Here is a 13,812-nt window from a genome sequence, read left to right as displayed (position 1 = left end):
GGGGCCGTTTTTGCTGGTGATTGCGAGTGAGGAAAGTGCCCCCGGCAGGATTCGAACCTGCGACGCACGGTTTAGGAAACCGACGCTCTATCCCCTGAGCTACGGGGGCGCGAGAGCCGAGTCTAGCCGATCCGCGCGCCCGTGCCGCTGACCGGTAGTTTGGAACCGTGCCTCCCACCCCCTTCTGGCGCCCCGACAAGCTCACCGTCGTAGCCCGGTTCCTCCAGTTCAAACTGCGGCTCCCGGTCATCATCGCCGTTTGCGCCTCCGTGCCCGCCGTCTTCCTCACCCTCGGCACCGACGGCCAGATGGCCCTGGCGGGCAAGGTGATCGGCTGGGCCGCCGGGATCGTGCTGTGGGCCGAGTCCGTCATCCTCCTCCTCGCCGCCGAACGCAAGCGCGAATGGCTCTGGCGCCACAAGTGGATGCTCCTCGTCTGCCTCCTCACCCTCGTCAGCCTCGTCCTCGCCGCCGGCGGCGCCCAGGTCCTGCGCCTCGCCACCCTCGTCGGCTCCATCCGCGTCCTGCGCGCCAAGCGCATCTTCAACGCCGCCCAGGTCCTCGGCCGCCGCCTCGGCGTCGCCGGCGGCTGGCGCTCCTGGCTCGTCATGGGCATCGGCGGCGTCGCCGCCCTCTTCACCGCCCTCGTCCTCGTCGACCCCACCTCTCAATACCTCGAACTCCTCACCTGGCTCGAAGGCAACCTCCGCCTCATCCCGATCCTCGCCGCCGGCGTCATCCTCGCCGTCGCCACCTGGCTCGTCGTCCGCGTCAGAGAGGACGACGAGCCCGAATAGCCCCCGCATCGTCCTTCCTCGACGCGCCCGCCGCTTCGAGTAGGCTCGGCGCGTGGATACCGACCTGATCACCTTGACCGGCCTGCGGGTGCACGGACGCCACGGCGTCTTCGACCACGAACGGGAAGCCGGGCAGGACTTCATCATCGACGTCTCCCTGCGCACCAGCACGACCGAAGCCGCCGCCAGCGACGACCTCAAGCACACCGTCGACTACGGCGCGCTCGCCGACGCCCTCGCCGACATCGTCTCCGGCGAACCCGTCAACCTCATCGAGACCCTCGCCGAACGCCTCGCCGACGCCTGCCTCGCCCTCGACCGCGTCCACTCCGCCCGCGTCACCGTCCACAAGCCGCAGGCCCCCATCGCCCAGCGGTTCGCCGACGTCTCCGTCACCATCGAAAGGCCCCCGCGATGACCCGAGTCGTCTTCTCCATGGGCTCCAACCTCGGCGACCGCGAAGCCGCGCTCACCGCCGCCATCGCCGCCGTCGACCCCGAAGCCGTCTCCGACGTCTACGAGACCCCGCCCTGGGGCGGCGACGACGAGCAGCCCACCTACTACAACATCGCCGTCATCGCGAACGACCCGAACCGCACCGCCGACGACTGGCTCGCCCTCGGCCAGCGCCTCGAAGCCGACGCCGGACGCGTCCGCGACCCCGAGCGCCCCTACGGCCCCCGCACCCTCGACGTCGACCTCATCGCCGTCACCGACGACGACGGCGCCCCCGTCCACTCCGACGAGCCCCGCCTCCAGCTGCCCCACCCGCTCGCCCATCTGCGGGCGTTCGTCCTGGTCCCCTGGTTCGCGATCGACCGCGACGCCGAGCTCCCCGGCAAGGGCCGGGTGAGGGACCTGCTACGCGACGAGTCCCTCGCGGCGGACGCGCGTGCACTCCGCAGGCTTCACCCGATATGGTCGGAGCATCATGAGTAGTGACGACGGGCACCATCCGAAGCCGAGCCTCAAGCCGACCTCGCCGTCCACCCTCGCGGTGGTCGGTCTGGCCGGGGCCGCGCTGACGCTGCTCCTCGTCGCCCGCTACTACCAGCAGGCCCCCGAACTGGCCTGGTACAACTCCCTGGTCCTGTTCGCGCTGGCGGTACTGCTGGCGTGGATGGCCTGGACCACGCGCAAGACCCTGCGCCCCAGCCGGAGGCAGACCCAGACGGCGAGCGCGGGCGGCCTGCCGTCCCACGAGCCGGGCCGACTGGAGGGTCCGGAGCACGCGCTCCAGATCGCCCGCTACGCGGTGCTGGCGAAGGCCGCCTCGATCGCCGGCTCGCTCTTCTTCGGCGCCTACCTGGGGTTCACCGTGTGGCTCGCGGTCCAGTCGGGCCGCCTGACCGCCGCCGCCGACGACCTGCCTTCGGCGGCCCTCGGCACCGTCGCGTGCGCCGCGCTCACCGCGGCCGCGCTCTGGCTCGAGCACTCCTGCCGCATCCCCCCGCAGGACGACGAGCAGGACGAGTCCCCGTCCCGTCCCTGACCGACCGACCCCATCCCCGATATCCCCCATATTTCGCGCGTTTTGAGGTGCGACCCATGAAGTTTGACCCCCCTAGTCGTGAAGAGACGACACTCATCAGAACCGACGCAGGGAAGTCGGCGCCGTCGGGCGACGACGAGGCCCCGTCCGACCGCATGGCCGTCCACGTGGTCTGGGAGATCGGCCTGCTGCTCCTCGCGGGCGGCGTCCTGTTCGCGGTCTCCCAGACCGACGGCGCCGGGTCCTGGACGGACCTGTTCGCGGCCCTCGCCCCCATCGTGATGCTCGCTTCGGCGATGGCCGTGTCCCTGCGAGTCGGCGCGGTGAACCTGGCCGTCGGCCCTATCGCGCTGCTCGCGGCGTGGATGTTCGTGGACGCCTCCGGTTCGGGCGCGGTCATGGCGCTGGGCGTGGGCCTCGGCGTGGCCGCGTTCGTCGGCATCGTCCTGGCGACCTTGACGGCGTGGCTGCGCGCCCCCGGTTGGGCCGCGAGCGGCGCGGTCGGCGGCGCGATCGGCCTGTGGGCCGGTTCCGCGGGCGACCCTTCGACGTTCATGCTCTCCGATCTGCCGGGCACCGGTGTGCTTGCGGCCCTTGGCGGTGCCGTGGGCGTGTCGCTGTTCTTCGGGTTCGTCGGCGCGTTCTCGGGCGTGCGCAAGCGGCTCGCGCCGATCCGCGAGACCCCGGCGGGGGAGCGGCACGGACGAGGCGGGCTCGTGTTCTTCGGCGTGCTGCTCTCTTCGACGCTTGCGGGCGCCGCGGGCGTGGTGACGGCCTGGACCGGCGTTCCCGAGGGCGGCGCTGCCGCGCTGCCGGACCCGATCCTGCTCACCGTGGTGGCGCTTGGCGCGGCGCTCGTCGGCGGCACGAGCCTCATGGGCCGCCGCGGCGGGGTGTGCGGCACCGTGTTCGCCGCCGCGCTCGTGCTGGGCCTGATGCGGCTCGCCGAGGGCCGCGGCTGGTCGTTCGACCCGAGCTGGATCGCCTTGGTCGCCATCGTCGCCGGGTTCCTGGTGACGCGGCTGGTCGAGGTCATGAACACCGCTGACGAGAACGAGACGGCCTCCACCCGCCGCGCCGGGTCCGTCGCCGACCTGCGCGAGGACGACCCGCCGCCGGCCGAGCGCGAGCGCACCGAGACGCTCGACGATTTCGACGAGGACTTCGCCGGGCTCGGTTCGGGCCGCGACCCGTGGTCGAACACGGGCGGCATGCGCACCACCGGCGGCATCCCCAAGCAGGGTGCGGCCGCCGACCCCTTCGGCGCCTCGGGCGTCTTCGACGACCTGCGCGACTCGCCCCGCGACGGCTTCGGCTCCCCGCGCCACGGCCGCTGATCCCCCCATAAAGGACAGACGCATGACGTACATCCCCCCGGAGCGCGACGAGAGCGCCCTCGACCAGACCCGCCAGCTCGAGTTCACGCCGCCGCCGCTGGCCGCTCCCGGTGCCGGCCTGCCGGCCACCGGCGACGGCGGGCCCGTCGACCCGTTCGCGGGCCAGGCCCCCGAAGCCGTCGCGTACGCCGAGCCCGCGGCGCCGCGCGACCGGGTCGTCTTCCAGTTCATCTGGGAGGCGATCCTCCTGCTGCTGACCTTGAACGCCCTGTTCCTGGTCTACCGCCGCCGGGACGCCCTGTTCGGCGACGAGTTCGACGGCCTCGCCGACGCCCTCAGCCGCCATGCCCTGCACCTGGCGCCGATCCTGCTGGCGGCCTTGGCGATCGGGTTGTCGCTCCGGCTCGGGGCGGTGAACCTGGCCGCTCCGGCGCTCGCGTTCGTCATCACGGTCGCCCGCCCGTTCGAGGCGAACGTGTGGATCTACATGGGGTACGTGGCGGGCGCGGCGGCCGTGGCCGGCCTGCTCTACGTGCTGCTCGTGGCCGCGTTCCGGGTCCCGGCCTGGTTCGCGGGCCTCGCGATCGGCGTCGTGGTCGTCGCGGCCCTCCCGGTCACCTACCGCCTCGCCGATCCCGGCGACGTCGTCACGCTGCCGGGGCCGCCGAACGGCCTGTACCTGCTCGGCGGCGCGGCGGTCCTGGCGGTCGCGGGCGGCTTCATCGGCCTCGCCCCCGGTGTCCGCGACGGCTTCAGCGCGGTCAAGCGCCTCGCCGACGGGGAAGGCGGTCGTTCCGCTTCGGCCGTGTTCCTGCTGCTGGGCGGCACGGTCCTGTCGATGCTGCTGGCGGCGGCCTCGGGGTACGTGTCGTACATGTACGCGCTCGGCCCGATCGAGGGGCAGCACACCCTGAACTTCGGCCCGTACGCCGACCTCGCCGTCGCGGTCGAGCCGCAGCTGCTGGCCTTCGCGATCGCGCTCCTCGCCGGGACCAGCCTGTGGGGCCGCCGCGGCGGCGTCTTCGGCGGCGTCCTCACCACGGTCGCGGTCTGGGCGGGCCTGGTCCTGTGGGGCCGGACCGTGGCCGACGCGGGGGAGGGCTCCTGGCAGGCCGACTACTCCCAGGCGATCTACGCCGGGATCCTCCTGGTGGCCCTGTTCGTCTCGTTCGCCCTCGACCGCCTCGGCCGTCCTAAGGAGACGATTGAATCGGACGACGGGATCTACACGCAGGAGATGCGCCCCTTCGAACCGACGACCGGCACCCCCGAGGGCACCGGCTTGTTCGACCCGACCCTGCCTGACGCGACCGCGCCGCAGCGCTAGGACGCAAGGAGCACGGCCGGCAGCACTCGCGCTGCCGGCCGTGCTCGTCGCTGCGGCAGCGCGGCGGTCTTCGTCTCGTGACCGCGAGCGCCGCTCGGGTGTCGGCGCTAGACGACGATGACGCGGATGCCCGCTTCCTCGAAGCCGCGCAGCTGCTCGGGCGGGGCGTTGCCGTCGGTGACGAGGGTGTGGACCCGGTCGGTGGGGCAGATGCGGGCGAAGGCGTGGCCGCCGATCTTGGAGCCGTCGGCGATGACCACGACTTTGCGCGCGCGGGCGGCCATGAGGGCGTTGATGGCCGCTTCGCCCTCGTGGTGGCTGGTCGCGCCGAGCTTCATGTCGATGGCGTCGACGCCGAGGAACGCGATGTCGAGCGTGATCTCGCGGAGGATCGGCGCGGCGAGCGGGCCGATGAGCTCGTACGACTGGGGCCGCACGACGCCGCCGACGACCACGACCTTGAGGTGCGGCCGCACGATGAGCTCGTTGGCGATGTTGAGCGCGTTCGTGACGATCGTCAGCCCGGTCGAGCCGGGGGTCGCGACCAGGTCGGTGCGGGTGGCGAGGGCGCGCGCGACCTCGGTGATGGTGGTGCCGCCGTTGAGGGCGATCACCTGGCCGGGGCTGACGAGTCCGGCCGCGGCGGTGCCGATGCGGTGCTTCTCCTCGACGTGCCGGGCGGTCTTGTAGCGCAGCGGGAGGTCGTAAGAGATGCCGCCCGCGACGGCGCCGCCGCGGGTGCGGGTGATCATCTGCTGCTGGGAGAGCTGGTCGAAGTCGCGGCGGATCGTCGCCTGCGAGACGCCGAGCCGTTCGGCCGCTTCCTCCACTGTGATGCGTCCGGTCTCTGCGAGGATCTCCAGCAGGGTGTTCCACCGGGCATAGCGGTCCACGTCGCTCCTCGGGTCGGGATCGCGGCGGGCGGGCCGCGGTCTGCGCGATAGTGTTCGTTGTACGTCTTCTGGCGCTCGGGCGGTGCTCAAGTCATGCTCGCGCGCTCACGATCATTGTGCCGCACCGGGGTGGGTCCATACACGCCGGATCGATTGGAAGGAGCGCCGTGGACGGCGTCTTGCTGCCGGCCGTGGGCCGCATCGTCACCCCTGACGGGATCGTCAACGGGACCCTGGTCGTCGACGGCGACCGGTTCGAGGGCATCCTCGAGCGCGACGGCGAGCCGACCGGCTGGGTCCTGCCCGGTTTCGTGGACGTCCACTGCCACGGCGGCGGGGGCTTCTCGCTGGCGAACGGCGACCCGGAGTCGGCGCGCGGGGCCGCGGCCTTCCACGCCTCGCGGGGCACGACCACGCTCGTCGCCTCCCTCGTGTCGTCCACGCACGGTTTCCTCCTGGACGCGACGCGGGCGCTGAAACCGCTGGTAGCGGACGGCACGCTCGCCGGCGTCCACTACGAGGGTCCTTATATCTCCGCCGCGAAGTGCGGCGCGCACCGCGTCGAGGTGCTGCGCGACCCCGACCTGGCCGAGCTGACCGAGCTCATCGAGGCCGGCGGCGGCGCGGTCAAGATGGTGACCATCGCGCCCGAGCTGAACGGCGCGCTCGAGGCCATCGAGTTCCTGGACCAGCGCGGGGTCGTGCCCGCGATCGGGCACACGAACGCCAGCTACGAGCAGACAGCGGCCGGGATCGACGCGGGCGCGCAGGCCGCGACGCACCTGTTCAACGCGATGCGGGCGTTCAACCACCGCGAACCGGGCCCGATCCCGGCGCTGCTGAACGACGAGCGGATCTTCTCGGAGATCGTCGCCGACCCGGTCCACCTGCACCCGGGCACCATGCGCTTCGCGTTCGACACCTCGCTGCCGGCGTGGACGCTCCTGGTCTCCGACGCCATGGACGCGGCCGGCCTGAACGACGGCCGGTACCTCCTCGGCCGCCACGAAGTCGAGGTCAACGACGGGGTCGCCACCGTCGCGGGCACCGACATCATCGCCGGGTCGACCATCACGCTCCTGGACGCGTTCCGCAACGCGGTCCGACTGGCCGGGCAGTCGGTCGAGGCCGCCTCCCAGATGGCGTCCGCGACGCCCGCGGAACTGCTGGGGCTGAGCGATGTCGGCGCGATCGAGGCCGGCAAGTACGCCGACGCCGTGGTCCTGGACGACGACTTCGACCTCGTGTCGGTGATGCGCCGCGGCGCCTGGCTCCAGGTCTGAGCACACGAGAGCGGGCCGGGCGCTGTGTGCGCCCGGCCCGCTCTCGTTGCGCCGCTAGAGCGTCGGCGCCGCGTCGTAGTACATCGAGCCGCTGCCCGCGCCGATGATGACGTAGATCAGGCAGAACGTGAAGAACGAGACGATGCCCAGCGCCAGTCCGGTGATGGCGATCGGCTTGTTCGTGGCGACCCCCTTGTTCGCGCGCGCCCAGCCGACCGCGCCGAACACGATCGCGAGCACCCCGAGCGGCCACGTGAACGTGTTGACGACCGGGATGAACGACAGGACGATCGCGACGATGCCGCAGACCAGCGCGGCGGTGCCGAGCCCGTTGCGCGGCTGCTGGCCCCGCAGCGGCCCGTCGGCGTTGTAGGCCGGGGGCGGCGGTGGCGGCGGCGGGACCGCGCCGCCCGAGTACGGGCTGTACCCGCCCCCGGAAGGCGACCCCTCGCCCGGCCCCGCGCCGGGCGGCGGCGGCGCCGGCGGGATGCCGCCGAACGGCTTGTCGGAGGGCGCTCGCGGCGTCTCGCCGGGGGTCTCCCCGTGCGTCGGATGCGGGACGCCTTCGGGGTTCGCCCCGGGCGGATGCCAACCCGGTTCGGGCCCGGACGGCGCCGGACCCGGCTGATTGCCCGAGAACGGGGTCCCGCCCTCCTCGGTCTCGTTGCCCCGTTCCGGTTCGGGCGGTTCGGGTTCGGGCGGCCCCGGGGTCGGCGGGTACGTCGTCATGGCGGCCTCCTCGGCTGATGCGGGCGCGCGGCCCTGATGTCCCGCAAGGTAGACCAGATCCTCCGGTTCCGTGGCGAATCAAGGGAACCGGCGGCCACGGGGCGGACGCGGCCGCCCTTTCGAGAACTCTGCTCGGATTTTTTGCGATTAGGGGTTTACTACCCGTCAGTAGACGGGTAGAAATGAGTTACGGATCCGGAAGGACTTACCGGGGACATGGTCTCCGCAGATCGGAAGGATTCGGGCACCGCCGCCGAGCACCCACGTGCGACCTGAGCCGTCGGGAGGCACAGCGGGACCAGCCACCTAGGGGCCAGTCACCGCTATTAAAGACTTCACGCTTGGTAACTCGGTCGGAAGTGCAGCTTGTTGCGAGCGGCCCAGTCGAGGCAGTAACCGACTGGGCCGTGTCGTTGTCTTCAGCGAGGTTCCATCGGCCCCCGGATCGGCTGTGGCCGAACTGACTGGGAATGTCGGGACGAGGCTGCAAGAATGGGCCTCGATGACCACGATCGAACCCGGCTGGTACCCGGACCCCGCCGACCCGGCCACGCAGCGCTACTGGGACGGCGGCGCCTGGATCGGCAAGCCCGTCCCCGCCGACGCCGAGCCCCCCGCCGAACCCGAGCCGGTCGACCCCGAACCGGAACCCCTCCCCGCCCGGCCCTCCACACCGGACCCGGTCGTCCAGACCCTCCCCGCCGACCGCCGCTACGGCGACGGTCCGCCGCCGCGCATCATCCAGCGCGTCCCCGGCGCCGTGCAGCCCCCGGACACGATCCCGATCCGCTCCCTCGGCGTCACCGTCGGATGGATCACCCGCGGCGACGTCAGCCGCATCCTCGGCGGCCGCGTCCTCGCCCACCCGGGCCAGCGCTTCGTCGCACGACTGGTCGACGTGCTGTGCATGCTGGCACTCAACGCGGTCGTCAACGGCTACTTCATCTACCAGATGATGCAGACGTTCTGGCCGTACTTCCTCGACGCCGTCGCCGCCACCAACCCCGAGGACGTCGAGGTCCCCTCCCGCCTCTCCGACCAGCTCTGGGTCGTGCTCCTCATCGCCCTCGGCCTGTGGTTCGCCTACGAGGTCCCGGCGACCCTGAACACCGGCCAGACCCTCGGCAAGCGCCTCATGGGCATCAAGGTCGTCTCGCTCGCGCCCGTGAGCCTCGGCTGGGGCCGGCTCCTGCTGCGGTGGTCGTACTTCGCGCTCCCGCTCATCTGCTTCCCCTTCGGCGCGGTCCTGTGGATCCTCGACGGGATATGGTGCATCCGAGACCAACCCTTCCGCCAATGCCTCCACGACAAATCCCCTGGCACCGCCGTCGTCGAGGTGGGCGGCGAGAAGGCCGACCCTGACAAGGAGCCCTCACGATGAGCGATCCTCTGCGTGAAGACCTCGCATCCATCCCCCGCTACGTTCCCGGCAAGGCGATCCCTGACGCCGTGAAGATCTCCAGCAACGAGGTGCCGTACGGCCCGCTTCCCGGTGTGGTCGAAGCGATCACCGAAGCGGCCGAGAACGTCCACCGCTACCCCGACCTCGGCGTCGTCGAACTCCGCGGCGTCCTCGCCGAACGGCTCGGCCTGCCGGTCGAGCGCATCGTCACCGGCACCGGCTCGGTCGCCCTCATCGGCCACCTCATGCAGGCCATTGCGAGACCCGGCAGCGAGGTCGTCTACTCCTGGCGCTCGTTCGAGGCCTACCCCATCGCGGCCACCGTCGCCGGGCTCAAGAGCGTCCAGGTGCCCAACACGCCCGACCACCGGCACGACATCGACGCGATGCTCGCCGCCGTCACGCCCGCCACGCGCGCGATCGTGATCTGCAGCCCCAACAACCCGACCGGCCCGGCCGTCACCGCCGACGAGCTCGACCGGGTCTTCGCCGCGGTCCCCGAGGACGTGCTCGTCGTGATCGACGAGGCGTACCGCGAGTTCGTGACCGACCCGGCCTGCCCGAACGCCGTCGAACGCTACGCCTCACGGCGCAACGCGGTCGTCTTCCGCACCTTCTCCAAGGCGTGGGGCCTGGCCGGGCTCCGCGTGGGCTACATGGTCGCCCGGCCCGACGTGGCCGACGCCGTGAGTCGGTGCGTGATCCCCTTCGCCGTCAACACGGCCGCGCAGCGGGCGGCGCTCGCGGCGCTCCGCGCGGAAGGCGAGATGCGCCGCCGGGTCGCGCTGGTGACCTCCGAGCGTAAGCGGACCGTCACGGCCGCAAGGGAATTCGTGCCGGACGTGCCGGACACGCAGGCGAACTTCTTCTGGCTGCCGCTGGGCGAGCGCGCGGTCGAGTTCGCCGCGCATTGCGAGGCGCGGTCGATCCTGGTGCGGCCCTTCGCGGGCGACGGGGTGCGCGTCACCATCGGCCTGCCCGAGGAGAACGACGCGGTGCTCGAGGCGCTGCGCGCGTTCATCGAGGCGTAAAACGAATGCGCGGCAACAGAACCCGCTGCCGCGCTAAAGCTTGAAGAGTCCGGGCGCCCCACCGGCGCCCGGCTCCGGTCTACTTGCCCGAGGAGCGCTCGTTCTCGGAGACGAACGCGTCGTACATCTCGGCGAGGGTCTGCTTCTGCTTCGAGGTCAGCTCGCGGTCGGTGGCGATGGCCAGCGGCGTCGCGGAGCCGTTCTCGGGGGCGAGGTTCGCCCGCAGGTACATGATCGGGGTGGTCATCCGCAGCGCCAGTGCCAGCTGCCGCAGGACCGCGCCACTGGGGCGGCGCACGCCGCGCTCGCCCTGGAGGTAGGGGTTGGAGACCCCGGCGGAGTCGGAGAGCTCACGAGTCGCGACGTGGGCGCGTTTGCGCACGTCCCGGACGAATGAGCTGAAGTCGCGATCTGTCACCCGCGTCACCCTACGCGCCTTCACCCGGGACCGCCACCCGCCCCTGCCTGGCCATGCCGTCATTCGGTACCACCAGCTGACAGGGCACTCACCCGATCGGCGGATATGAATCCGACTCGGGGAAGGGTTGCGTCTCAACCCCTCGCCGTCGCTGGAAGCCAGCCGATACCATCGGGGGACGACGCGGCTATTCACGGGAGCGTCACGGTCCGGATGGTCTGACGAGGAGGAGAACCGGTGAGCGTTCTGCAACGCTTGGAGAAACAACTGGAGGGCCTGTTCGAGGGCACCTTCAACAAGATGTTCAAGGGCGTTGTGCACCCGGTCGAGATCGCCAGCGCCATGCAGCGCGAGGCGGAGACCCACAAGGCGGTCCTCGCCGGCGGGCGCGTGCTGGTGCCGAACCGCTACGTCATCGACCTCTCGCCCCCCGACCACGACCGCCTCGCCCCGTACGCGGCGGCGCTGGCGCAGGAGCTGGCCCAGTCCCAGGCCGAGTTCATCGGCGAGAACGGCTGGACCGTGTACGGCGACGTCATCGTCGAGATCGAGCGCGGCGAAGGCCTCGACACCGGCATGTTCCGGGTGACCGCCGAGGTCGCGGCCCTGAACGAGGGCATGGACCAGCCGGTCTCCGGCGGCGGCTACGGCCCCGCGCAGCAGCAGGCCCCGACCGGTCCGGTGCTGGTGACGGCCGACGGCCGCCAGTTCACGGTCGCCCACGGCGCCACCATCATCGGCCGCGGCGAGCAGGCGCAGATCCGCCTCCCCGACGTCGGCATCTCCCGCCGCCATGTGCGCGTCGACTTCGACGGCCGCCAGGTCTCGGTCACCGACCTCGGCTCGACCAACGGCACCCTGGTCAACGGCCAGCGCATCGCCACCGTCTCGATGCAGCCCGGCGACGTCATCCAGATCGGCACCACTTCCCTTACGCTGCAGGCGGGTTGAAGCCTGAACACGTGACGCCCCGGTCCACTGGGCCGGGGCCGCGTGCTTTTCGGGGGTCCGCTGTCGGCAAAGCCTCACGGCCCCATGCCGGTAGCGGTGGGATGACCGGCCGGGTCCGGCGGCTCGTCTCTGCGCCCGCGCCACCGTGGGCTAACGTGTCTGGGACCGATCGTTCATTCGCTGGGAGCGCCGATGCCTGAGATAGTCCAGACCGTCGCCCGGTTCGGGTTCCTCGTGCTGCTGTGGCTGTTCGTGTTCGCCGCCGCCCGGACGATCACCCGGGACCTCCTCGCGCAGCGCCGCCCGGCCGCCGCCGGACCGGCCGCCGGACCCTCGGCCCCGCCCGCCGCTGGCGGCCGCGGGACGCGGCCCCAGGCCGCGCAGGCGGCGCAGTGGCTGGTCGTGACCACCGGTGAGCTCCAGGGGCGCCGGTTCGTGCTCTCCGGTCAGCCCATCTCGATCGGCCGCGCCCCCGACTCCACGATCGTCATCCGCGACGACTTCGCCTCCAACCGGCACGCCCGCGTGCGCCCCCAGGACGGCCAGTGGGTCGTCGAGGACCTGGGCTCCACGAACGGCACCTACCTGGGGCGCGCTAGAGTCACTGCACCCACGCCGGTCCCGCTCGGGGTGCCCATCCGGATCGGGCGTTCCTCCTTCGAGCTGCGCCCCTAGCAGTGCGCGGAACGAGAGACGGCGATGTCGACATCGAACAGCGGGCGTGCCCGCGCTACGGCGGTTGATTCATGAGTTTGCACCTGCGATACGCGGCCATCTCCGACCGCGGGGTGGTGAGGCAAGGCAACCAGGACTCGGTGTTCGCCGGGTCCCACTTCATCGCCGTGGCCGACGGCATGGGCGGCATGGCCGCCGGTGACCTCGCCTCGGCCATCGTCATCAACACCGTCGCCCGGCTGGACGTGCCCCCGCCGCCGGACTCGGTGGTCGACGAGCTCGCCGACGCCGTCGCCGACGCGAACCGCGCCATCCGCCGCCAGGTCGCCGACGACCCGCAGAAGGAGGGCATGGGCACCACGCTCACGGCCCTGTGGTTCGACGGCGAGTGGTTCAACCTCGTTCACATCGGCGACTCCCGCGCCTACCGGCTGCGCGATGGCGGCTTCGAGCAGATCACCGTCGACGACACGTACGTGCAGATGCTCGTCGACGAAGGCCGCATCACCGCCGAGGAGGCCGAGCGGCACCCGCAGCGGTCCCTGCTGCTGCGCGCGCTGGGCGCGGCCGAGGTCGAGCCGGCGTTCCAGACCATCAAGGGCGTCCCGGGCGACCGCCTGGTCCTGTGCTCGGACGGCCTCTCGGGTCCCGTCTCGGACGCCGACATCGCCCGCACCCTGCAGAACGCGGCGACGCCGCAGGAGGCGGCCGAGACGCTGGTGCAGCAGGCGCTCGACGCCGGGGCTCCCGACAACGTGACGGTGCTCGTCGCCGACGTCGTCGCCGATGACCCGGGGGAGCAGCGCCAGATCATCGGCGGCGCGGCCGCCGACGCGCGCCTGGCCGAGTCCGACACGGCCGTCCTGCGCGCCGTGAAGGAGACCGACGAATCGGAGGCCGGCGACGGCGAGTCGGAGACGACCGAGCCGCAGCCGAGGGCCCGCAAGAAGGGCCGGGTGTGGCGCACCGTCCTGGCCTGCCTCATCGTGCTCGCGCTCGTCGCGGGCGGCGGCGTGTGGTGGGCGCGCACGCAGTACTTCATCGGTGTCTCAGAGGCGGGCACCATCAGCCTCTACCGAGGCCTCCCTTTTGAGGTGGCGGGTTACCGGATCGCGTGGCTCGACACGGACTCCGGTCGGCCCGCCGAGGACGCCGTGGACTCGGTCGAGTCCGACCTCGAGAACGGGATCAGGGTCGACGGCGGCACCGCCGCCGAGGACGAGCTGAGCGCCCTGGTCGACCCCGCCGCCGGGAACGAGAGCCTGGACCCGCTGTGCGCGACTGCCGCCGGCGAGACCGAGACGCAGCCGGCGGCCTCCCAGGACTGCCGCGAGGACTGAACGTGGACCGACCGGGCTGTGGCGTACCCGCGCGCGTGCGACGCGCCCGGGTCCACGGGCGTGCGGTGCGGGCGCGACCGGTCCGATCGGCGCAAAAGGACTGCCGTGACGACCGAGCGTGGCCGATATAGGCTCAC

15 protein-coding genes and 1 tRNA gene are annotated in these 13,812 nt (G+C 71.8%); 12 read left to right on the top strand and 4 right to left on the bottom strand.

The genetic code is table 11. From position 1 onward, the window contains the following. Positions 1-36: 36 nt before the first annotated feature. Positions 37-109, bottom strand: a tRNA-Arg gene (locus J5V16_RS20905). A gap of 58 nt (positions 110-167) precedes the next feature. On the opposite strand from J5V16_RS20905, the gene J5V16_RS20900 reads away from it, so the two are divergent. Genes J5V16_RS20900 through J5V16_RS20875 form a run of 6 tightly spaced genes read left to right on the top strand, consistent with a single transcriptional unit; the run spans position 168 to position 4,953 of the window. Next, positions 168-797 (top strand): hypothetical protein, encoded by a 630-nt coding sequence (locus J5V16_RS20900; RefSeq protein ID WP_208498920.1) that lies wholly within the window; start codon positions 168-170, stop codon positions 795-797. Between the two features lie 52 nt (positions 798-849). Beyond that, on the top strand, positions 850-1,215 hold the full coding sequence (gene folB / locus J5V16_RS20895) for a dihydroneopterin aldolase (protein WP_208498919.1): 366 nt from the start codon (positions 850-852) through the stop codon (positions 1,213-1,215). Further along, positions 1,212-1,736, top strand: coding sequence for a 2-amino-4-hydroxy-6-hydroxymethyldihydropteridine diphosphokinase (gene folK / locus J5V16_RS20890; RefSeq protein ID WP_208498918.1), 525 nt, complete (start codon positions 1,212-1,214; stop codon positions 1,734-1,736). Before folB ends, folK begins: the two co-directional genes overlap by 4 nt. Further along, complete coding sequence (locus tag J5V16_RS20885) at positions 1,729-2,289, top strand: DUF3180 domain-containing protein (RefSeq protein ID WP_208498917.1); 561 nt, start codon at positions 1,729-1,731, stop codon at positions 2,287-2,289. Before folK ends, J5V16_RS20885 begins: the two co-directional genes overlap by 8 nt. Positions 2,290-2,345: 56 nt before the next feature. Beyond that, positions 2,346-3,626: an ABC transporter permease gene (locus tag J5V16_RS20880; RefSeq protein WP_208498916.1), complete on the top strand. Its 1,281-nt coding sequence runs from the start codon at positions 2,346-2,348 to the stop codon at positions 3,624-3,626. A 22-nt stretch (positions 3,627-3,648) separates the two neighbouring features. Next, positions 3,649-4,953: a hypothetical protein gene (locus J5V16_RS20875; RefSeq protein WP_208498915.1), complete on the top strand. Its 1,305-nt coding sequence runs from the start codon at positions 3,649-3,651 to the stop codon at positions 4,951-4,953. Between the two features lie 107 nt (positions 4,954-5,060). Here J5V16_RS20875 and J5V16_RS20870 read toward each other — a convergent pair whose 3' ends face one another. Beyond that, positions 5,061-5,846, bottom strand: coding sequence for a DeoR/GlpR family DNA-binding transcription regulator (locus J5V16_RS20870; protein ID WP_208498914.1), 786 nt, complete (start codon positions 5,844-5,846; stop codon positions 5,061-5,063). Between the two features lie 167 nt (positions 5,847-6,013). Between J5V16_RS20870 and nagA the strand changes: the two genes are divergently transcribed. Continuing rightward, complete coding sequence (gene nagA, locus J5V16_RS20865; protein WP_307793033.1) at positions 6,014-7,129, top strand: N-acetylglucosamine-6-phosphate deacetylase; 1,116 nt, start codon at positions 6,014-6,016, stop codon at positions 7,127-7,129. Positions 7,130-7,183: 54 nt separating this feature from the next. Here the strand turns inward: nagA and J5V16_RS20860 are convergent, their stop codons facing one another. Beyond that, a complete protein-coding gene (locus J5V16_RS20860; RefSeq protein WP_208498913.1) occupies positions 7,184-7,858 on the bottom strand; it encodes a DUF4190 domain-containing protein in 675 nt (224 codons plus the stop codon). A gap of 502 nt (positions 7,859-8,360) precedes the next feature. Here J5V16_RS20860 and J5V16_RS20855 point away from each other — a divergent pair. Further along, a complete protein-coding gene (locus J5V16_RS20855; RefSeq protein WP_208499009.1) occupies positions 8,361-9,239 on the top strand; it encodes an RDD family protein in 879 nt (292 codons plus the stop codon). Continuing rightward, complete coding sequence (locus J5V16_RS20850; RefSeq protein WP_208498912.1) at positions 9,236-10,291, top strand: histidinol-phosphate transaminase; 1,056 nt, start codon at positions 9,236-9,238, stop codon at positions 10,289-10,291. The genes J5V16_RS20855 and J5V16_RS20850 overlap by 4 nt, the downstream gene beginning before the upstream one ends. A 79-nt stretch (positions 10,292-10,370) precedes the next feature. On the opposite strand, the gene J5V16_RS20845 is transcribed toward J5V16_RS20850, so the two are convergent. Beyond that, positions 10,371-10,709, bottom strand: coding sequence for a helix-turn-helix domain-containing protein (locus J5V16_RS20845; protein WP_208498911.1), 339 nt, complete (start codon positions 10,707-10,709; stop codon positions 10,371-10,373). 237 nt (positions 10,710-10,946) lie between these two features. Here J5V16_RS20845 and J5V16_RS20840 point away from each other — a divergent pair, with 237 nt between their 5' ends. From J5V16_RS20840 to J5V16_RS20830, 3 genes are all read left to right on the top strand, one after another. Continuing rightward, on the top strand, positions 10,947-11,660 hold the full coding sequence (locus J5V16_RS20840) for an FhaA domain-containing protein (RefSeq protein WP_205325867.1): 714 nt from the start codon (positions 10,947-10,949) through the stop codon (positions 11,658-11,660). A gap of 192 nt (positions 11,661-11,852) precedes the next feature. Further along, positions 11,853-12,335: an FHA domain-containing protein FhaB/FipA gene (locus tag J5V16_RS20835; protein WP_208498910.1), complete on the top strand. Its 483-nt coding sequence runs from the start codon at positions 11,853-11,855 to the stop codon at positions 12,333-12,335. A gap of 71 nt (positions 12,336-12,406) precedes the next feature. Beyond that, positions 12,407-13,675 (top strand): PP2C family serine/threonine-protein phosphatase, encoded by a 1,269-nt coding sequence (locus J5V16_RS20830; RefSeq protein WP_208498909.1) that lies wholly within the window; start codon positions 12,407-12,409, stop codon positions 13,673-13,675. The last annotated feature ends 137 nt before the right edge of the window (positions 13,676-13,812 follow it).

Origin of the sequence: Glycomyces niveus, assembly GCF_017592475.1 — a bacterium.
Classification (GTDB): domain Bacteria; phylum Actinomycetota; class Actinomycetes; order Mycobacteriales; family Micromonosporaceae; genus Glycomyces; species Glycomyces niveus.
This window is presented reverse-complemented; position numbering and strand designations above follow the sequence as displayed.

Coding starts and splice junctions, on each gene's coding strand:
- folK (WP_208498918.1), top strand. CDS start 1,212: ATGACCCGAGTCGTCTTCTCCATGGGCTCCAACCTCGGCGACCGCGAA.
- J5V16_RS20830 (WP_208498909.1), top strand. CDS start 12,407: ATGAGTTTGCACCTGCGATACGCGGCCATCTCCGACCGCGGGGTGGTG.
- J5V16_RS20860 (WP_208498913.1), bottom strand. CDS start 7,858: ATGACGACGTACCCGCCGACCCCGGGGCCGCCCGAACCCGAACCGCCC.
- J5V16_RS20885 (WP_208498917.1), top strand. CDS start 1,729: ATGAGTAGTGACGACGGGCACCATCCGAAGCCGAGCCTCAAGCCGACC.
- J5V16_RS20880 (WP_208498916.1), top strand. CDS start 2,346: ATGAAGTTTGACCCCCCTAGTCGTGAAGAGACGACACTCATCAGAACC.
- J5V16_RS20850 (WP_208498912.1), top strand. CDS start 9,236: ATGAGCGATCCTCTGCGTGAAGACCTCGCATCCATCCCCCGCTACGTT.
- J5V16_RS20835 (WP_208498910.1), top strand. CDS start 11,853: ATGCCTGAGATAGTCCAGACCGTCGCCCGGTTCGGGTTCCTCGTGCTG.
- J5V16_RS20855 (WP_208499009.1), top strand. CDS start 8,361: ATGACCACGATCGAACCCGGCTGGTACCCGGACCCCGCCGACCCGGCC.
- J5V16_RS20875 (WP_208498915.1), top strand. CDS start 3,649: ATGACGTACATCCCCCCGGAGCGCGACGAGAGCGCCCTCGACCAGACC.